This window comes from Paenibacillus athensensis (assembly GCF_004514475.2).
Taxonomy (GTDB): Bacteria; Bacillota; Bacilli; order Paenibacillales; family NBRC-103111; genus Paenibacillus_AL; species Paenibacillus_AL athensensis.
Window position 1 is genome coordinate 186,392 of the sequence record NZ_MYFO02000008.1, and the last position, 19,831, is coordinate 206,222.

At 53.2% G+C, this 19,831-nt stretch carries 19 protein-coding genes; 15 read left to right on the forward strand and 4 right to left on the reverse strand.

Annotated elements, in window-relative coordinates; all coding sequences use genetic code 11:
- The first annotated feature begins 27 nt into the window (after positions 1-27).
- From B5M42_RS16065 to B5M42_RS16100, 8 genes are all read left to right on the forward strand, one after another.
- Positions 28-1,554, forward strand: coding sequence for an ABC transporter substrate-binding protein (locus B5M42_RS16065; protein WP_134750364.1), 1,527 nt, complete (start codon positions 28-30; stop codon positions 1,552-1,554).
- 315 nt (positions 1,555-1,869) lie between these two features.
- Positions 1,870-3,627, forward strand: coding sequence for a methyl-accepting chemotaxis protein (locus B5M42_RS16070; protein WP_134750366.1), 1,758 nt, complete (start codon positions 1,870-1,872; stop codon positions 3,625-3,627).
- Between the two features lie 231 nt (positions 3,628-3,858).
- Positions 3,859-4,311 carry a VOC family protein gene (locus B5M42_RS16075; protein WP_134750368.1) on the forward strand — a complete coding sequence of 151 codons (453 nt, stop codon included), beginning with the start codon at positions 3,859-3,861 and terminating at the stop codon, positions 4,309-4,311.
- A gap of 106 nt (positions 4,312-4,417) precedes the next feature.
- Positions 4,418-5,323: a helix-turn-helix transcriptional regulator gene (locus tag B5M42_RS16080; protein ID WP_134750370.1), complete on the forward strand. Its 906-nt coding sequence runs from the start codon at positions 4,418-4,420 to the stop codon at positions 5,321-5,323.
- A gap of 127 nt (positions 5,324-5,450) precedes the next feature.
- Entirely contained in the window at positions 5,451-6,563 is a 1,113-nt protein-coding gene (locus B5M42_RS16085) for a hypothetical protein (protein WP_134750372.1), read from the forward strand.
- Between the two features lie 72 nt (positions 6,564-6,635).
- Positions 6,636-7,649 (forward strand): RNA ligase family protein, encoded by a 1,014-nt coding sequence (locus B5M42_RS16090; RefSeq protein ID WP_134750374.1) that lies wholly within the window; start codon positions 6,636-6,638, stop codon positions 7,647-7,649.
- Entirely contained in the window at positions 7,646-8,215 is a 570-nt protein-coding gene (locus tag B5M42_RS16095) for an SF0329 family protein (RefSeq protein ID WP_134750376.1), read from the forward strand. The genes B5M42_RS16090 and B5M42_RS16095 overlap by 4 nt, the downstream gene beginning before the upstream one ends.
- A 35-nt stretch (positions 8,216-8,250) precedes the next feature.
- Complete coding sequence (locus tag B5M42_RS16100) at positions 8,251-8,622, forward strand: YidH family protein (RefSeq protein WP_134750379.1); 372 nt, start codon at positions 8,251-8,253, stop codon at positions 8,620-8,622.
- A gap of 70 nt (positions 8,623-8,692) precedes the next feature.
- Here the strand turns inward: B5M42_RS16100 and B5M42_RS16105 are convergent, their stop codons facing one another.
- Genes B5M42_RS16105 through B5M42_RS16115 form a run of 3 tightly spaced genes read right to left on the reverse strand, consistent with a single transcriptional unit; the run spans position 8,693 to position 10,567 of the window.
- A complete protein-coding gene (locus B5M42_RS16105) occupies positions 8,693-9,067 on the reverse strand; it encodes a GntR family transcriptional regulator (RefSeq protein WP_134750381.1) in 375 nt (124 codons plus the stop codon).
- Positions 9,067-9,720, reverse strand: coding sequence for an ABC-2 transporter permease (locus B5M42_RS16110; protein ID WP_134750382.1), 654 nt, complete (start codon positions 9,718-9,720; stop codon positions 9,067-9,069). The genes B5M42_RS16105 and B5M42_RS16110 overlap by 1 nt, the downstream gene beginning before the upstream one ends.
- Complete coding sequence (locus B5M42_RS16115; protein WP_134750384.1) at positions 9,713-10,567, reverse strand: ABC transporter ATP-binding protein; 855 nt, start codon at positions 10,565-10,567, stop codon at positions 9,713-9,715. The genes B5M42_RS16110 and B5M42_RS16115 overlap by 8 nt, the downstream gene beginning before the upstream one ends.
- A gap of 158 nt (positions 10,568-10,725) precedes the next feature.
- Here B5M42_RS16115 and B5M42_RS16120 point away from each other — a divergent pair, with 158 nt between their 5' ends.
- The 5 genes from B5M42_RS16120 to B5M42_RS16140 all read left to right on the forward strand — a co-directional run bounded on the left by B5M42_RS16120 (position 10,726) and on the right by B5M42_RS16140 (position 14,367).
- Positions 10,726-11,355, forward strand: coding sequence for a GyrI-like domain-containing protein (locus tag B5M42_RS16120; RefSeq protein ID WP_134750386.1), 630 nt, complete (start codon positions 10,726-10,728; stop codon positions 11,353-11,355).
- Positions 11,342-12,178 (forward strand): helix-turn-helix domain-containing protein, encoded by an 837-nt coding sequence (locus tag B5M42_RS16125; RefSeq protein WP_134750388.1) that lies wholly within the window; start codon positions 11,342-11,344, stop codon positions 12,176-12,178. The genes B5M42_RS16120 and B5M42_RS16125 overlap by 14 nt, the downstream gene beginning before the upstream one ends.
- A 94-nt stretch (positions 12,179-12,272) precedes the next feature.
- Positions 12,273-12,848 (forward strand): dihydrofolate reductase family protein, encoded by a 576-nt coding sequence (locus tag B5M42_RS16130; RefSeq protein WP_134750390.1) that lies wholly within the window; start codon positions 12,273-12,275, stop codon positions 12,846-12,848.
- A gap of 175 nt (positions 12,849-13,023) precedes the next feature.
- A complete protein-coding gene (locus B5M42_RS16135) occupies positions 13,024-13,605 on the forward strand; it encodes a TetR/AcrR family transcriptional regulator (RefSeq protein WP_134750392.1) in 582 nt (193 codons plus the stop codon).
- Between the two features lie 51 nt (positions 13,606-13,656).
- On the forward strand, positions 13,657-14,367 hold the full coding sequence (locus tag B5M42_RS16140; protein ID WP_134750394.1) for an SDR family oxidoreductase: 711 nt from the start codon (positions 13,657-13,659) through the stop codon (positions 14,365-14,367).
- Positions 14,368-14,441: 74 nt separating this feature from the next.
- Here B5M42_RS16140 and gdhA read toward each other — a convergent pair whose 3' ends face one another.
- Positions 14,442-15,821, reverse strand: coding sequence for an NADP-specific glutamate dehydrogenase (gdhA, locus tag B5M42_RS16145; RefSeq protein WP_134750396.1), 1,380 nt, complete (start codon positions 15,819-15,821; stop codon positions 14,442-14,444).
- A 147-nt stretch (positions 15,822-15,968) separates the two neighbouring features.
- Between gdhA and B5M42_RS16150 the strand changes: the two genes are divergently transcribed.
- The gene (locus B5M42_RS16150) at positions 15,969-16,859 is read left to right on the forward strand and encodes a LysR family transcriptional regulator (protein ID WP_134750398.1); all 891 of its coding nucleotides are present in this window, start codon (positions 15,969-15,971) and stop codon (positions 16,857-16,859) included.
- A gap of 96 nt (positions 16,860-16,955) precedes the next feature.
- Complete coding sequence (locus tag B5M42_RS16155) at positions 16,956-19,697, forward strand: AAA domain-containing protein (RefSeq protein WP_134750400.1); 2,742 nt, start codon at positions 16,956-16,958, stop codon at positions 19,695-19,697.
- Positions 19,698-19,831 lie beyond the last annotated feature (134 nt).

A 19,831-nucleotide genomic window follows, 5' to 3' on the forward strand; every position in this document is an offset into this window, starting at 1 on the left:
CACTTGTGACTTTTGGAGGATGCGATCATGAAATCTGCTATCCGCTTTCCTGCTGGACGCCCAGTTGTATGGCAGTTTGCCCTGACGGTCATGCTGCTCGCTGCAAGCGGTTGTCAAAGCAGCTCCTCCTTGTCCGGTTCGCCAGCAGCTTCGACGCTGCCGCCTGCTCATTTGGTCATGGTGTTTCCGGCGGGGGCAGTCCCGCGCGACCTTGGTCTTGTACAGGATGAAATGAACAAGTATTTGCAAACGAAAATCAACGCGACCATAGAGCTCAAGCTGATCGATTGGGAGGTGTGGTGGGACAAGACCTCGTACATGTTCGCGTCCCGCGAGCCGTTTGACCTGCTGTTTACCGCAGGCTGGTTCGGCTATAGCAGCGAGGTGGCCAAAGGGCAAATCCTTCCGGTCGACGACCTGCTGGCCAAGTACGGAGGTTCGATTACCCGCACCTTGGACCCGGATATTCTGAACGCCGGCAAGCTGAACGGCAAGCTGTACGCGGTGCCGACCAACAAGGAATTCGCTGCCAGCAAGGGCATCGTCATGCGCAAGGACCTGGTCGACAAATACGGCTTTGATCTGAGCCGGGTGCATGCGCTTGCCGATCTGGAGCCGCTGCTCGCCGCGATCAAGCAGCAGGAGCCGGACATGGTGCCGCTGCTGGCCCGCGCTGACCATTCGCCGGTCACCACGCTGATTCAATACGGTTATTTCGATATGCTGGGCGACGGCCCCGGCGTGCTCGACCGCAGCAACGGCGATCTCAAGGTCGTGAACATGTATGAAACGGACCGCTATCGCGAGCTGGCGACGCTGATGCATAAATGGTATACGGCCGGCTATATCAACAAAGACGTGCTGACCGAAAAAACGCTGGAATCCGACGTGTTCAGGCAGGGAAGAGCGTTTGCTTATGCCGACTCGCTCAAGCCGGGCTTCGCACAACAAGTGTCGCGCGATACCGGCATGGAGATGGAGACGGTCGAGCTGACCGAGCCGTACATGACGACCGGGGATACGACCAGCGCCATGTTCGCGATTTCCCGGACGACATCCAATCCCGAGCGGTCGATGATGCTGCTCAATCTGCTGTACGAGGACAGCTACTTGCTCAATCTGCTGGACTGGGGCATCGAAGGCAAGCATTATGTCAAGGTCTCGGACCAGAGCATCGATTACCCGCCCGGCGAAACCGGCAAAACGATCGGCTACGGGCTCAATCAGGCGTGGATGTTCGGCAATCAGATGCACTCGTTTCTGTGGGCGAACGAAAGCCCCGATTTGTGGGAGCAGTTCAAGGCGTTTAACGCCGAAGCGGACCATTCGCCCGCGCTGGGCTTTGTGTTCAACCCGGAGAAGGTCAAAAGCGAAATCGCCGCCTGCAATCTCGTCGACAAGGAGTTTGGTCCGACGCTGCACTCTGGCGTCGTCGATCCGCAAAGCGTGCTGCCGACCTATCTGGCCCGTCTGAAGGCAGCCGGCGCCGAACGCGTCATCGCCGAGAAGCAGCGGCAGCTCGACGCTTGGGCCGCGGACAAGGCCGGCAAGTAGCCATTGAATCCATCTAAGCTGAAGAACGGCGAATCCCGCCGAAGCTTCGGCTTTTTTTCATTTACAGCGGCGGACGAATAGCTGTAAGGGGGAGATTCCAGGAATTTCCGAGTATTCGCCTGTGCCTGTACCAAGCGGTCGCCCGGCCGATCCTGCCCCTGATGCGCCCCGGCGCCGTGTGCTTTTTCCATGTCACTATGTTATCGGTTTTGGTCATAAAAATGGTGGTTGGCAGCACGGGATTTTTTCTACAATGAGATCAAGGGAGAAGTCCCGCAATTGCCGCTTATCCGCATAAACAAAGGGGGAAATTCAATGCTGGCGCGTATACGACAAATTCCTTTTGTTCCGAATTGGCTGCGCTCTGTAAGCTTCGGCCGCGGGTTGTCCGCAAAAATTACGTACAAGCTGTCGCTGCTCGTCATCGGCTTTGTGATCGTCAGTATATTGACGGGGCTGCTCATCGTGCGCTCCAATCATCAGGTGCAATCGCAAATCGAGGTGATGGACCGCTGGTTCGAGATGGAGCAGAACTATTATCGGTTCATGAGCCTGGATAACGATATGAATACGATTACGTACCGTTTTTTGAATGAGGGGTATGAAGAAAAGCAGGCCAAATTGTTCCTGGAAAAAATCGGGCAGTCCAAGCAGCTCGTCGCCGACATGAAGCCGGTCTACGAAGCGGATGCGGATCTGGCCTCGTTCATCGGCTGGTTTACGAAGCTGAACCAGGATTACGAAACGATGTATAATGCGTATTTCGCCAAGGCGTTTTTGCCCCAGGACCTCAATGCGATTGTGATCCGCAGCGAGCTGAATAAAATGATCGGCAACGCCCAGCGGGTCGATGGCGAAATTCGCACCGAGTTCCAGCAAAAACGCGAAGCCAATTCGTCGCTGCTGAGCCGCACGCTGTCGCAAAGCTCGCTGACGGTCATTACACTGCTCGTGCTGACGGTCATTGTGACCGTGCTGCTCGTGATTCTGTTCGGCCGCAGCATCAATCAGGGCGTGGCGCTGCTGCTCAAGCGGATTCAAGCGTACAAGATTGGCAATTGGCAGTTCCAGAGCGACAAGACGCGCAGCGACGAATTTGGCCTGATTAACCAGTATTTGCGCGAAATGGGCGACAGCCTGCGTCAGACGCTGGACGCCAACCGCGAAGCGAGCCGCCACGTGCTCAAGCTGACCGAGGACATCCGCGAGCGCAGCGCGCAAAATCAGGAGGCGTCGGTGTCGGTGAATCGACTGACGACGCTCAGCCACGACAAGATTCAAATGCAGCACCATGCGACGACGGCGATTTCCGCGGTGCTGGAGGAGGCGTCGGCCGGCTCCGAGGAGATGCTGGCTTCGACCGACTTGATGCGAGAAACGATCAATCAGATGAACAACCTGTCGCACGTCGGTCGCGATCATGTGCTCGACATGGATGCCTCATTCCGCGAGACGAAAGCGGAGATGGAACGGCTGGTCGCCAGCGTCAGCTTGACGAAGAAACGCGTTGACGACGTGCATGCGTTTATGCGCGGTATCAGCGAAATTACCCGCCAGACGAACCTGCTGTCGATCAACGCTTCGATTGAAGCGGCCCGCTCGGGCGAGCACGGCAAAGGCTTTGCTGTTGTGGCCAATGAAATTCGCAGCTTGTCCAAGCAGACCGACGATTTCGCCAAGCAGGTGCGGCAGCTGATGGAGGGCATTCAGCAGGATACGGCGTCGATGCTCGACGGCTTCACCTTGTTCCGCCGCCATATCGAGCACACGAGCGCCAAAGCGGCAGCCGTCACCGGCTCGTTCGGCTCGATTTCGCAGCAAAGCGACACGCTTGCCCGGCAAATCGGCGAGGTAAACGCATCGGCGCAGGAAATCGCCATCGGCTTGAACGAAATCGTGCTGTCGGTCACTCAACTGGTTGACTCGTCGCTGGAAATTAACGAGAACATTCACAACGTAGCGGAATTTGCCGGCGTGCAGGCTTCGTTGTCCGATAACTTGCAGGAAGCGGTGCAAGGTCTGCTGGTTACTTCGGAGGAATTGCAAAAAATGGCCGGCGCTTACGGCGCGTAAGCGTCCGTTTCATCGGCAAAAGAACTGTGTCCCGCCTCGTTTGCTCCGGCAAGCGGACGGGACATTTGTCGTGGCGGCACAGCCCCGCAGCGGATAGCTCCGCAAGCGCGGGCGTGCTTTTTGACAGCAAAACCAGCAAGGCAAAAGAAACGTCCTTACCGTTTCTGTGCTACGATAGAGAGGACAAGGGGAAGCTTACCCTGGACAATGAACAGGCGAGGAGCGTTGGATATGCAAAAGGTGACGCCGTTTCTATGGTTTAACGGTCGATTGGAAGAAGCGATGGAGCATTACACGACGATTTTCAAGGATTCGCGGATTGTCAGCTTGAATCGGGCCGGAGCGGGCGAAGCTTTCTCGGGCGTGATGGAGATTCACGGGCAGACGTTTATGCTGCTGAATGGCGGGCCGCATTACAGCTTGACGCCGGCCTTTTCGATTTTTGTCAACTGCGATTCGCAGGAAGAGGTCGACGAGCTGTGGGAGAAGCTGTGCGAAGGCGGCGCGCCGTCCCGCTGCGGCTGGTTGACCGACAAGTTCGGCTTGTCGTGGCAGATCATTCCCAAGCAGATGCACGAGCTGCTTTACGATCCCGATCCGGCCAAAGCAAAGCGCGTGATGGAGGCGATGATGCAGATGGGCAAAATCGAGCTCGCGACGCTGATTCAGGCGCACGAAGGGTAAGCTGCTTGCCGCTATGCGCAAGCCGGAGACAGTTGATTCAAAAAAATTCGCGGCCCGGTTCGGGTTTGCGGATTTTTTTGTTGTATAATGGCAATCAGGTGATGATATGGCGATTAGCAGATTGCTGGAGACGGTCCATTTACTGCTGGCGCGCCGGATGACGACGGCCAAGGAGCTGGCTGCGCATTTCGAGGTATCGACGCGGACGATTTACCGCGATATCGAGACGCTTAGCGGCGCGGGCATTCCCGTGTATGCCAGTCCCGGCAAGGGCGGCGGGATCGCGCTGCTCGACGATTATGTGCTCAGCCGCTCGCTGTTGTCCGACAAGGAGCAAAATGAAATTTTGCTGGCGCTGCAGACGCTAGGCGCTGCCCATTATCCGGGCGCTGCGTCTGTGCTGGACAAGCTGAGCAGCTTGTTCCGCAAAAGCGAGCTGTCGTGGATCGAGGTCGATTTCGCCCCGTGGGGAAGCGATCTGGACTACAACAGCCGATTTAAGCTGCTGCAGGAGGCGATTTTGGACCAGAGGCTGCTTGAATTCGATTATTACAACTCCGCAGGAGAGCGTGGCCGCCGCCGGGTTGAGCCGATGAAGCTGCTTTTTAAAAGCCGGGGCTGGTATTTGCAGGGGTTTTGCTTGAGCGCTCAAGGGCCACGATTGTTTAAAATCAGCAGGATGGCCGAGCTGACAGCCACCGGCGCGCATTTTGCCAGCCGTCCGGCGGAGCTATTTGCTTACGATGTATCTCCGGCGGCGTTTGAGCCGTTGATCACGCTCAAGCTGGCTGTGGCCGCGCAAGGCGCGTACCGCGTCTATGACGAATTCCCGCCCGGCGACGTCGAGCGGCTTGCGGACGGCTCGTTCCGGGTAACGACGCAGCTGCCCGACGGGGAATGGCTGATCGGCTACCTGCTGTCATTTGGCGTCATGGCCGAGGTGCTGGAGCCGGCAGGCTTGCGCGAGACGCTGGCCGACCGATTGGATGCGATGCGCGGCAACTATTCCTGACGGCTGGCGGTAACTTGACAGTCAGATGTCCAGTTTAGCCTGTTACAATAATCCGTAGAAGGACTGGCAGGTCCACAGGAAACGCGCGGCTACGGCCGACAGCCCGATAGAAAAGGATGATCAGAAGATGGCGGATGCTTTGAAGGATGTTTATCAGGAAACGTTTGTCCGTGAGTTTGGCGGCAAGGTGCAGGGGGCTTATGCGGCGTTTGACGTTGAAGCATTCACGCGCGCTGTCTTGGCCGACGGCTGGGACGAGCTGGCGCTCAAGGAGCGGATGCGGCGGATCTCGACGACGCTTGGACGTTTTTTGCCGGAGCGGTATGAAGAGGCGTTGGCGGTGTTATTTGCGATTGACGAAAGCTGCGTCGGCTTTCCGTATCTGTTTTTCCCCGATTTCGTGGAGGTATATGGGCAAAAAGAAGCCGATTGGCCGCTCTCCATGCAGGCCCTGGAGCGATTCACGGCCCGATCGTCGGCTGAATTTGCCGTGCGCGTGTTCTTGCTGCGCGATCCCGAGCGGATGATGCGCCAGATGACGGCGTGGGCGCAGCACGAGAACGAGCATGTACGCCGGCTGTCCAGCGAAGGCTGCCGCCCGCGCCTGCCGTGGGGGCAAAGCCTGCCGATGTTCAAGCGCGACCCGGCCCCGGTGCTGCCAGTGCTGGAGCTGCTCAAGGCCGACCCGTCGCTGTATGTGCGCAAAAGCGTCGCCAACAACCTCAACGACATCGCCAAGGATCATCCGGCTGTTGTGCTGGAGCTGGCGCGCCGCTGGAAGGGCAGCAATCCGCACACCGATTGGATCGTGCGGCACGGCTGCCGGACGCTGATCCGCAAAGCCGATCCCGAGGTGCTGGCGTTGTTCGGATATGCGGCAGCGGACGGCGATACCGCACAGTCGCTGGCGGCTGTGGCCGTGCTCAAGGCCGAGCCGCGCGAAGTGAAAATCGGCGGGAGCTGCGAGCTGCATTACGATTTTCGCTTGCGTCACGGCGAGCCGGCCCGCATCCGGTTGGAATACGCGATTGATTTCGTCAAAGCGAGCGGCCGCACCTCGCGCAAGCTGTTCCTGCTGTCGGACAAAACGCTGCCCGGCGGCGGCCAGATCCAAGGCACGCGCACCCATCGCTGGGCCGACCTGACAACGCGCAAGCATTATCCCGGCATTCATAAAATTTCGCTTTGCGTGAACGGGGTCGTGGTGGCGGAGACGGGGGTTGCGGTGGAGCGGGGGTAGGGGCCCGGTTCGCAGGAGGTTATATCGACCCCGAACGCGACTATTTTCAGTCAGCAGACAAAGGAGTACTCTATGAGAAAGCTTGCTTCCATGCAAAAAATTACGGCGATCAACGACATTGAGAATTCAGATGCACTAGCCGTGGTTACGGTACTGGGGTGGAAGGTCGTTGTTCGCCGTGCTGACAATTACCATGTTGGTGATTTGGTTATTTATTTTGAGTTGGATTCCATTTTGCCGGATCTTCCCGAATTTAATTTTCTGGCCAAATCGAACTATATTTTAAAATCTGCTCGTCTTCGCGGGCAATTATCGCAAGGTCTTGTTTGGAAACCGGATATATTGCCGGATGGTCTGAAGCTGGCCGAAGGGATGGACGTAACGGGGATTCTTGGCGTTCGCAAGCATGAGGAAGAAATTCCGATTGAAATGGTTGGCAAATCGAAAGGATTTCATCCCAAGATTATTCGCAAAGCGGGAGAGGTCCGGTTACAGTCGAGCCCTGAATTGCTTGCTAAATTTCAAGGTCTTTTGGTTGCTGAAACGACGAAAATTGAAGGCGAATCCGCTTCATATATTCAACATGAGGATAAGCTGGATGTATGCTCGCACACGCATTCTCTGCTTGAATCCCCGGATTCGATTCATTGGCAGATGTATCACAAATACAACTTCAGCACGATTTTTTCTATCCATAAAAATATCGGGATTCAGGCCGAGATCGCTGGCCCCGGCATTTTTGGAAATCCACTGGAGTTGAAGGAAACGGAGCTTTTTGTATTTCGCATCACCGACACGGTTACACAGCGTAGATTTACGCCGGTTGAAATCATCGAGTTTTGCCAGTCGCATGGCCTGCAGCATGTGCCGATGACGCTGAATGTTCGGTTCGATTTTACGATGGAAGAAGCGATTGAACGGGCGAAAGGCGAATATCTTTCCGGAAACCCGAGAGAGGGCATTGTCATTGTACCGATGGAGCCGACTTACAGCGAGGTGCTTTGCGATTGGCTGAGCGTGAAGGTCATTAATAATGAATACCTAGATGGAGCCTGGAAGAAGAATCGCAATAGGAGATCACCATGACCTGGAGTAAAATAAAGCAGCAGCTGGAAAGCTTTCTCAGTCCCGCGCTGCAAGGCAAAGTGGAATACCGCGCGACCGGCTATCGGTATTTGCCCGATAAGGCCGGGATTTGTTATATGGCAGTAGATAAAAAAAATATTCTCAACATGAACGATGCGACGACGCTTATCCGTTGGTACACGTCGGAGCAGGAGATCAAAAACGATGCGGGCATCGAGATCCCGATCAGCCAAGAGCAGCTAGCCGCAGTTCGGACATCGATGGGCGATAAAATCCCGAAAGAGCGTCTCATCGTGATTGCGCGCAGCCAAGCATTGTCGGAGCTAGCCAAGGAGCTGATGGCCGCGCAAGCTGCTCTCAGTAAATCGGATTTTATAACAGTAGCTACCCGGTTTCTATCCTCGCCGATTGAGCAGAGTCTGGAAAGCAAGGAGATGCTCTTGAATATTTTGGCTTTGGTGGATAGGCGGGTGGGGAAAAAGCGGATTGTCCACATGTCCGAAACGATCCAGCTCAAGCATCCGGCGGTGCAATATTTTATCAAAATAAGATTGGGTTTGTTCTGAGCCTCGCATCCTGCAAGCAAAAATGATACAAAGGAATGAATCCGGTGCGCAATTCCTCCAACGACTCGACATTTATTCAACAGCATCTGGCTAATGAGCGTACCTTTCTGGCTTGGGTGCGAACGAGCCTGACGATTATCGGCATCGGCTTTCTGGCGGCCGGGCTGGTGTTCCGTTCAGGACCGTACAGTCAAATGGCGCACGGGCTGGCGATGGTCGTCGGCTTGGGCGCCGTCGTGCTGGGCGTGGGCATCCTGACGCTGGCGACCCGCGATTATTTTCAGAAGCAAAAGGGTATTAACGCTGATAGCTTTCGCTCGCCGACGCTCCTGATCTGGCTCGTATTCGCTGCGCTCGGCTTCATCGGGGTTTTATTGGTGATCCTGATGTTCGTGATGCTGCTTTAGTCCGGCCAAGGAGCCGTAACAGCAAAATGCCGCCACATGTCGTGACGGCTCTTTGTGTTTTTCGATAAAATTACTCCTGTTCATACACCTTCCGCAGCAGCTCAATCACTTCATCTAACGTCAGCCCAAATGATTGGTAATAGGCGATATCGACGGCCATTTGCTGCAGAATCATTTCATTGCGCTTGGACAGCTTCTCGGCGGGAGTCAGGTCGGTGACGAAGCAGCCCTTGCCGGTTACGCTGTAGATCAAGCCGCAACGTTCGAGCTCCTCCCACGCTTTTTTAACCGTAATGATGCTGATGCGCAGCTCCGCGGCGGCTTGGCGGATCGGGGGCAGGCTGTAGCCGCTGGCTAGCTCCCCCTTTAGAATCTGCGCGCTGATTTGCTCGAATAGCTGCTGATAGATCGGTTTCTCGGATGTGTTCGAAATCGCGATGTTCATTACATTTCCACTTTCTCGAACCGTTTGACGGATATCTTGTAAGCCGCCAGCGTACAGAGGGCAAAAACCGCCATCCCGGCCAGCAATAAAGCGAATTGCAGCAGCCCGTTCGCTGCGCCTGCTCCTTTGAATAGATCATGGATCACGGCGTTTTGTACACCAAGCCACTCGGCGATTCCGGCAAACGCCACAGCGCCTGTAACCGAGGCCAGCGTTGCGGGGCCGAATTTATAGGCTGTTTTGTAATACATCGGGAACATAATCAGATTGAAAATCGCCAGCATGACGAAGCTCAAGCCCCAAAAACCCGCCGTCGGCGAATAGAAAAAGTAGATCAGATGCGGATACAGATGCCTGCTGAGCAGGCCGTACAGACTGGCAACGCCAATATGCAGCAGCTCCAGGATGACGATAAAGACGATTTTCGCTTTAACGATGTCGCTTTTGCGAACCGGCAGCATGCTGGTGAAGATCAAATCGTTTTGACTTTTAAAGCCGCCGAACATGTTCGGGATGGTGATGAAGCAAAAGTACAACGTCACCAGAAAATACAACCACGCCGGAACCAGCATCAAAGCGCCCGTCAAAAAAGGCAGCGTGTAAAAAAACGGATTGACGGCCAGCTTGAACTCTTTTCGCAATAAATTAAGCATGTGGCTCCTCCTTTTTCGAGCAGTACACCATAATTTCCTCCAGATTCGGCACGGTGGATTTCAACGGTAACGCCGGGTCGAGGTCGGCGCTGTGAATCAGGCCGGTGAAGCCAAACGAGTTGATTTTGTAGGCAATCAGCCGGTCCTTGATCGTGTCCAATTGCTCCAGCGTGCCTTGCAGCAAGCGATACGTGTCGACAAAATCATCCTTCCCCGCGCTTAGGACAATACGGCCGTTATGAATGTAGGTGATGTAATCGGCGCATTTTTCCAGATCGGACGTAATGTGGGTGGAGAAAAGGATGCTGATTTCGCCGTCGTTCACCAGCTCGCGGAAAATATCGAGCAGATTGTCCCGGGCAACCGGATCGAGTCCGCTTGTCGGTTCATCGAGCACCAGCAGCTTGGCGCCGTGCGATAAGGCCAGAGCCAGACTGTATTTGACCTTCATCCCGGTCGACAACTCGGAAATTTTCTTGTCCTCGATCAGACTGAATTTTTGCAAATACTTGTAGTAGGTGGCGTCGTCCCAATTGTGATAAAACGTTTTGATCACGTTGGTTAACGTCTTGATTTTGTTGCGCGTGTAGAAATTGATGTCGCCAAAAGCCGAGCCGATCAATTGCTTTAATTCAACCTCATGTTTCGCCATCGGTTTGCCCAAAATATGGACATCGCCGCCATCCAGATGAAGCAGATTCAAAATGGCTTTGATCGTTGTCGTTTTGCCTGCGCCGTTCGCGCCGATAAAGCCCATAATATAGCCCTTTTCCAGCTGAAAAGACACGTCCTTGAGCTGAAAATGTTCAAATTGCTTGTTCAGGTTCCGCACTTCCAATGCCAGCATCGCGGTGTCCTCCGTTCTAAATTGTGTATATTGTATATGCACAATATATCATCAAGGGAGTGGTGTGTCAAGGGTTGGAATGGAATGTAAACTTGACATCCAGTTGTCAGGTCTAACATGGTAAAATAGGGCTAAAATGATCAAAGGGGAGACCCGTTGTGACCCAGATCGATTATAAAAAGCATTTCAAATCCCTGTACCTGCCGAAAACATCGCCGGAAATCGTCGAGGTGCCGCGGATGCCGTTTATTACCGTCAGCGGTTCGGGCAACCCGAACGGAGAGGCATTTGCCGCAGCCGTGGAGGCTCTGTACAGCTTGACCTATGCGGTCAAAATGTCTTACAAAAGCAACGACGTACCGGCGGGCTATTACGCCTATACCGTGTTTCCGCTGGAGGGCGTGTGGGACTTGATCGACCGGACGCGACCGGCCACGGACAAGGATAACCTGAAATATACGCTGATGATCCGGCAGCCGGATTTTCTCAACGACGCTTTGTTCGCGCGATTCCTGGAGCAGACGACAAAGAAAAAGCAAAATTCGTTCCTTGCGCACGCACGCTTCGAGTACGTAGAGGAAGGCCGCTGCTGCCAAATGCTGCACCTTGGCAGCTTCGACGACGAGCCGCAAAGCTTCGCGCGGATGGAAGCCTTTTGCACGGAGACGGGCTACACGCGGCCGAGCAAAATCCACCGGGAGATTTATTTGTCCGACCCGCGCAAGACGAAGGTGGAGAAGCTGCGGACGGTGTTGCGGTTTGGGGTGACAAGAGATGCCAACGATTGACTTTCGCGTATTGCCTCCTCCGGAACGATTAGCGCGTGACGTGGAATGCATCCGCATAGCCGTGTATGCAGGGAATCAACCGCTTGAGGTCAAGGTATGTCCCAGCGGTTATCCGGGGATTGTCTTCCAATTGGCCGAAGGCTGTCGGGCAGCGATTGATCGGATCGCGATTCGCGCCGCGGAAGCAAGCGAAATCCCGGTTTTATTTTTGCACGGTCAAGGCGCAGAGCCGAGCGTCATGCATTTTCGCGGCGTGCCCTACATGACGATTCAGCTCGTTTTGAAGCCTCATGCGCTTTACAGTGTATTTGGTTGGGATGCGTCTGCCTGTAGGCAAAACCTGCTGCCCCCGCAGCAATTCGATGCCGTTGAGCTGGAAAGGCAGCTTGTGCATACACCTTCGCTGGACGAGCGTGTCAGCTTATTGAATCAATTTTTGATCAACCATTTACATGCAACCCAGCGTCGTGATGAGCTGATCGAGTCGGCGCTTGATCATATTCACGCACATATTGCCAGTGTCACCGTGCAGGAGTTGATAGACGTCTTTCATTTATCCGAGCGGCAATTTCAGAAACGTTTTGCGCGTGCGGTAGGGATGCAGCCGCAGTTATTTATCAGAGTGCGGCGTGTGAATGAAGCCTTGCGGCTCATGCATGAGGGACAATACGAACGGCTGTCCGACATCGCCTATGCCCTGAATTATTATGATCAATCGCATTTTATTCGCGATATGAAATTATTCTCGTGGGTCAGTCCGAAACATATCGCGATGAAGGTCAGCGAGTTTCATAACGATCTAGCCGGTTCTTCCTATTTGTAGAAATGACGGTTTTGTCCAATTAGAGAATCGTTGCTCCTGATATGATGAGGTTATTCCATTGGAAGGCACGAATCGATCAAGGGGAGAGTAGGCTATGAACAAAATTAAAATGCTGAATCGAATTTCCATCGACGGTTATTTTGCCAGCTTGAATGAGGCAAGCTCCGGCATGGAGTGGTTTATCCATGATCCGCAGGTGGATCAAGTCGCTCATGAGATCGGGGGCAAGATGAACACGCTGATTCTGGGGGCGACGACGTATCGTTTGTTTGAAAGATCGTGGGTTCCTTACCTGACGAATCCCGATGCGCCTGCTCATCTGAAAGAGATCGCGGAAGAGCTGACTGCGATGACCAAAATTGTATTTTCCACTTCAATTAAAAACCCAAGCTGGGCAAATACGCTTCTCTATGAGGGCGATGTGATTGAAGTGGCCCGACAGCTCAAAGAAGCTGCAAACGCCTCCGACATCCTCCTGCTGGGCAGCGGCTCCATCGTTCAGCAGTTGGCCAGCGCCAAGCTGATCGACGAGTATATTTTTATTGTGACTCCCGTCGTCAGCGGTCAAGGCAAAGCCTTATTTTGCGCTGAGAAACAGCTGGATCTTCAGCTGGTTAGATCAGAAGCGTTTGAATCGGGGAATGTGATTCTCCACTATTTGCAAAAATAACTTGCCTGTTCGGAAGATGACACACCGCTGAATCCACGTTTCGGGACAGATCGCTAGTTGACAGCCAAATGGTCGAGCAGTGCGGTCTGTCCGAGCATTGGCGGAACTCCTTGCCAACTTCGGCTCTTTACGCTATAATCATTCCATACTGATCAGTACAGAAAGGTGAAACCGTATGGTCCGACCTAAGGAGTTCGACGAACGCGAGGCGTTGGCGGCGGCGATGCAGGTGTTTTGGGAAAAAGGCTACGAGGCGACGTCGATCAGCGATCTGACGGCGCGGATGGCCATACAACGGCCCAGCCTGTACGCGACGTTTGGCGGGAAGAAGGAGCTGTTTGCGGCGGCGCTCAAGGCGTATGCCCAGTCGGTGCTGGCGTATTTGGAGAACAAGCTGCTGCGCGGGCCTTCGGCGAAAGCGGCGATTCGCGCGTATTTTGACGAGGTGATCGACGATTCGGCGGGCAGCAATCCGGACTACGGCTGCTTGTGCGTCAATACGATGGTGGAGCTGGGGCCGCATGAGCCTGAGTTTGCTCGTGTGACGGAGGATTTTCGAATCAAGCTGACGGAGCTGTTCGAGCAAGCGCTGCATAAAGGGCTGGCTGACGGCGAGCTGCCGCAGCATGTGCATCCGGCCGCTATGGCGCGGCTGCTGACGATGGCGGCCATTGGGCTGTCCGTGACGATGAAGACGAAGCCGGCCCGCACTCAGGTGCAGCAGATTCCGGCCGATATGATGAGGCTGTTAGACTAATTTTTTTTCATCATTCTGTACTGATCAGTATAAAAAGAGGAGGCGTTTCAGATGACATCAACGATTGCATTGATTACAGGAACAAACCGGGGGATCGGGCTGGAAATTGCCCGGCAATTAGGCCGAAAAGGGATCACCGTGCTGCTGGGCGCTCGCAGCTTGGCCAAGGCTGAGCAGGCGGCGGTAAGGCTACAGGCAGAGGGGATTCAGGGCGTTCCCGTCGAGCTGGACGTGACGAATCCGGCGCACATTGCAGCGGTCAGCGAGCGCATCCGCAAGGATTACGGCAAGCTTGATATTCTCGTCAACAATGCGGGGGCTTATTTCGACCATGAAGGCAAGGATGTCGATATGCTGCGGCGTTCGTTCGAGGTGAATTTTTTCGGCGCTTATGCGTTGACGTTGTCGCTGCTGGATGTGCTGCAAGCCAGTCCCGCGGGCCGGATTGTTAATCAGTCGAGCATTCTCGGCTCGCTGGGCACGATTCTCAGTAACGAGATGTACGGGCAAGGTGCAGTACCGGGCTACACGTCGTCGAAGGCGGCCATGAACGCATGGACGGCGCAATTATCGATTGAACTGCGCGGCACGCCGGTGAAGGTGAACGCTTGTCATCCGGGCTGGGTGAAAACAGACATGGGCGGCGAGCATGCCGTCATGGAGATTGAAGAAGGCGCGCAAACGGCGGTGTATTTGGCGACGCTGCCTGCGGACGGCCCTTCGGGGGGATTTTTCCATCACAACGAAGCGTTGCCTTGGTAGCCTTGAACAAGCGATCCGGTAAAAAAGAGAGGCCCGTCTGCGAAGACGAGCCTTTTTGCTGCTATTCAACTCACTTACACGCCTTGTGCCAGCATCGCTTCCGCGACTTTCACGAATCCGGCGATGTTCGCGCCGACGACCAGATTGCCCGGTGCGCCGTATTGCTCGGCCGCGTCGGTGCTGGCGCGATAAATATGAAGCATGATTTGCTGCAGCTTGGCGTCAACCTCTTCCAGCGTCCACGACAGTCTGGCGCTGTTTTGGGACATTTCCAGCGCGGAGACGGAAACGCCGCCCGCATTGGCGGCTTTGGCCGGAGCAAACAGCACGTTATGGGCCAAAAAGACTTCGACAGCCTCCAGCGTAGAAGGCATGTTCGCGCCTTCGCCGACGGCTTTGACGCCGTTTTGGACCAGCCGCTCGGCCGCTGCCCGGTCAATTTCGTTTTGCGTCGCGCAAGGCAGCGCAATATCGCAGGGCAGCGTCCAGATCCCCGAGCAACCCTCGATATAGAGGGCGTCGGGATGCTCAAGGACGTAGTCCTGGCAGCGCTTGTTGTCGACTTCCTTGAGTTTTTTGATCGTATCGAGACAAATGCCTTCCTTGTGATAAATATAGCCGTTGGAATCGCTGCACGCGACGACCTTGGCGCCGAGCTGCATCGCTTTCTCCATCGCGTAGATCGAGACGTTGCCCGAGCCGGACACGACGACGGTGCTGCCGGCAAAGCCCAGTCCCGCATCGCGCAGCATATGCTCGACGAAATAAACCGCGCCGTAGCCGGTCGCTTCCTTGCGGCCGAGGCTGCCGCCGTAGCCGATGCCTTTGCCGGTCAGCACGCCGGCTTCGTAGGCGCCGACCATTTTTTTATATTGCCCGAACAGATAGCCGATTTCTCGGGCTCCCACGCCGATGTCTCCGGCCGGCACGTCGATATCCGCACCGATATGCTGGCTCAGCTCGGTCATGAAGCTTTGGCAAAAGCGCATGATTTCGCGGTCGGATTTGCCCTTGGGATCAAAATCGGAGCCGCCCTTGCCGCCGCCGATCGGTTGGCCGGTCAGCGAGTTTTTGAAAATTTGCTCAAAGCCCAAAAACTTGATGATGCTGGCATTGACGGACGGATGGAAGCGCAAGCCGCCCTTGTACGGGCCGATCGCATTGCTGAACTGGACGCGGAAGCCGCGGTTGACCTGCACCTGGCCGCGGTCGTCGATCCACGGGACGCGAAAGGAAATCAGCCGGTCCGGCTCGACCAGCCGGTCGATCACTGCTTGCTCGATATAATGCGGATGGCGGGCCAGCACCGGAATGAGCGAATGCAGCACCTCTTCGACGGCCTGATGAAATTCGGGCTCGTTCGGGTTGCGTTTTTTGACAGTTTCCAGCAATTGGCCGATGTACGTCTGTGCGTTGCGGGTTTGCGCGGATTCAAGCTCCTGAAGTAAGGTCATAAATAAGCTCCTTCGATTTTCGGATGGCGGAGAGGTGTTTCTTTTTTCTTTACGTTAATTTAATATTAGTATTTAATAATTGATCGCTTCAATATTCAAATTCGATGATATTCATGCGTTTTACGCATAAAGGAAGGAGGGCAGCGGATGGAAATCCGGCAAATGCGCTATTTTATCGAGGTGGCAAGGCGCGAGCACGTCACCGAAGCCGCCAATGTCCTGCACGTGGCCCAGTCCTCGGTCAGCCGGCAATTGGTGCATCTGGAGAGCGAGCTGGGCGTCGATCTGTTCGTGCGCAACGGCCGCCGGGTCAAGCTGACGCCGATCGGCAAAATGTTTCTGGAGCGCGTCGAGCAGGTGATGAAGATGATCGGCGAAGCCGAGCAGGAAGTGAAGGAATATCTGGAGCCGGAAAAAGGCACGGTTCGCGTTGCGTTCCCGATCAGCCTGGCAGCGCATGTGCTGCCTACGGCGATTTACGCCTTTCGCAAGCGTTACCCGGAGGCCAAATTCCAGATGAAGCAGGCACTTTATCACGATTTGATCGACGGGGTGATCGATGGCGAGTTCAATCTGGCGCTGATTGCACCGCTGCCCGGCGAAGAGAAGCACATCAAGTCCAAGCTGCTGTTTACCGAGCAGATTGTTGCGCTGCTACCTGCGCACCATCGGCTGGCCGGACGGGACGGCATCCAGTTGCGGGAGCTGCGGGACGAGCCGTTCGTCACGCTGCCGGACGGCACGATTTTCCGGCAAATTGTGCTGCAGGCTTGCAGCGAAATCGGTTTTACGCCGCATATCGCCTTTGAGGGCGACGATATCGACGCTTTGAAGGGGCTGGTGTCGGCAGGGCTGGGCATTGCGCTCATGCCCGAGGTGACCTTGATCGACAACGTGCCGCACGCGACGGTGAAAATTCCGGTCGTCGACCCTGGCGTGACGCGGACGATTGGTGTGATTTGCCCGACGCAGCGCAAGCTGCTGCCGACGGAGCTGTTGTTTTATCGGTTTTTGGAGGAGTTTTTTGCGGGTGGCTAAATTTTCCTTGGGAAAAGGGAAAAGTAAAAATCAAGTCGAATATTCGTATTGAGACGAATGGATATTTTTCCAAAATACGTATAAGGACTTGGAATAATGGATGAACGCAGCCTACTAATTATTACCAAACAGGGCGATAAGACCAAAGAAGTGGCCGAATATCATATTAACGGCGATAAGGTCAACATTCGTTTCGAAGGACGGGCAAAAATTTATGCATACTCTGCAAAAACGGTCACTATCAAACAATCACCCAAGTCGGTAGCCGTTACCAATCAAACCGTCAGCTACAATGGTTCTCCGCTTTTAAATGTTAGAGAAATGCTCGATTTTGGCGAGAAAATTAAAGTGTTTTTCCAAAATCAGCAAACGCAAGTTTATGATTCAGCTACCATACGCTTGGAACAGCCGGGTGAAAAAGCAAATCATTTAACCTGCTTATTGAACTACTGGAAAGATATTTCCCAATATTGCAAATCCGATGATGAATCTGAAGCATACTTGCAGAAACAATTTGCCAAGCTGACAACGATCCATCAAGAAAGCGCTTTGATGGCGTATGTCGAACGTAAACCGATTCGGCAAACGGAATTGAACCACAAATCCGTCATTTACCCGTTTCGGTTTAACTTGAGCCAAAAGCGAGCGTTGGAGCAAGCGCTGCAAAGCCCCATTTCCGTCATCGAAGGGCCGCCAGGAACAGGGAAAACACAAACGATTCTTAATATCCTTGCGAACCTGACGATGATGCAAAATAAATCAGTAGCTGTAGTTTCCAGCAATAATGCAGCCGTTCAGAATGTGAAGGATAAATTGGAACGGGATGGATACGGTTTTATGGCCGCATCGCTTGGAAGAGCGGCAAAGCGCGAAGCTTTTTTTAAAAACTTACCCCAATATGACGTGTCTGAATGGGACAGTGAAACTTTGGAAGAAGAAGTGCTGGCCGCTATTCATCAATTGTCCTGCAGGCTAGAGCATCTATTGGCTGTGTCGAACCGGAAGGCTCAAGTCGATCAAGAGATTGCCGCGTATCATCGGGAACGAGACTATTTTCAATTGCATCATGGTCATCTGCATCTGGATGAAATGGCACGCTTGTTTTACCGGCGACAGAGCGCGGAAACGATTATTTCTTTTTTGGCAGATGAATACTTCGCTGATGTGCGCGCCTTCCGATTTCTTCATAAAGCCAAGCTTATATTCAAGTATGGTTTTATTGATTTTAAAAAGCTGAAGCGAAATCGCTTGGAGCTTATTTCCCGTATGCAAATCAAATATTACGATCTCAAGCTCGCCGAGTTGGAACAGCTACGTGATGATCTGGCGCGGGAGCTGGACGGAGCCGGTTTCGAAACATTGTTGAAGCGTCACGAAGAACTCTCAAGCCAACTGTTCAAGCAGAAACTTTTTCACAAATATAAGGGCAGGTCCTCTTTCCAGGGGAATGCAAGTAATTACATTCAGATGTTTGAAAAATTCCTTGAGCATTTCCCTATTTTACTAAGTACCACCCATGCATTGCGCTCTTGTATACCCCAAGATTTTCTTTTTGATTATGTCATTATTGATGAAGCTTCTCAGGTCGATTTGCTTAGTGGTGTGCTTGCGATGTCATGCTGCAAACACGTCATTATTGTCGGGGATACCAAGCAGCTGCCGCAAATTGTGGACATGAGCATTCAGCAGAAATTGAAGACCGATCAAGTTGATGGCGCTTACAGTTACTTTGCGCACAATCTGCTGAGCTCCATACTGGCTTTATATGGCGAAGATGTTCCGAAAGTGATGTTGAGAGAGCATTACCGATGCCGCTCGCAGATTATCGGTTTCTGCAACCAGCAGTTCTACAATCACGAATTAATTCCATTGGCAGAGGATGAAGAACATGAGGCATCCATCAGGCTTCACTATACCGCTGCCGGTAATCATATGAGAAAGGTAACGAGAGGAAAGGAACTAGGAAACTTTAATCAAAGAGAGATTGAAGTTGTGAAAGAAGAAATTTTGGCTGAGCTTGAAGCGCAGGGAATTTCGAAAACGGATGTCGGCTTTACTACGCCTTATCGGCTACAGGTTCAGGAAGCGAATGATTTGCTGAATGAAGAAATTGAAATAGATACGGTTCATAAATACCAAGGGCGGGAGAAGCAGGTGATGGTGCTTTCTACGGTTCTTGATCAGACGAGACAAGGGAAGATTGGCAAAAGATTTGTGGAAGATCCTTGCCTCGTTAATGTCGCGGTGTCCCGGGCGCAAAAACAATTTATTCTGGTTACCGATCATGCTTTGTTTCGGAATTCACGTCAAAGCATCGGACAATTGATCCGCTATATCGAATACAATACGATGCATGAGCATGTCACGCAGAGTAAGCTGATTTCTGTGTTTGATTTGTTATATTCGGAATTTTCAAGCAGGCTTAATGAGATGCATGTCCGATTGAAGCATACATCGAGATTCAAATCAGAAAGCATCATGTGGACGCTTCTCGATGATATTTTGCATGATGACAAATATAAAGGTCTAAGCTTTAACATGCAGGTGCATTTGAAGGATATATTCCGTAAAACGGAGCGATTGAATATGGACGAGACAAAATATATTCGCAACAGGGCTTCTTTTGATTTTGTCGTATATGATTCGCTTAACAAACAACCAGTTCTTGCTATTGAAGTTGACGGATTTGCGTCGCATCGAAATAATCCTGATCAGCAAAGACGGGATAAGTTAAAGAATGAAATTTGCCTAAAATACAGCTTTCCACTGCTTAGACTGAAGACAACGGGCTCAGATGAAGAAGTCCAAATTCGCGATATGCTGGATCGTATAGTGTAGGCTCGATTTTCCGTTTTGGGGACAATGGATAGAAGTCACATGTAAAATGATGACGTGCCTGCCTTGGGGCACGTCATAGTGCGCATGGCGATGGGAATGACATTTTCTCAATGAAAATGTGGCCAATGTACCTT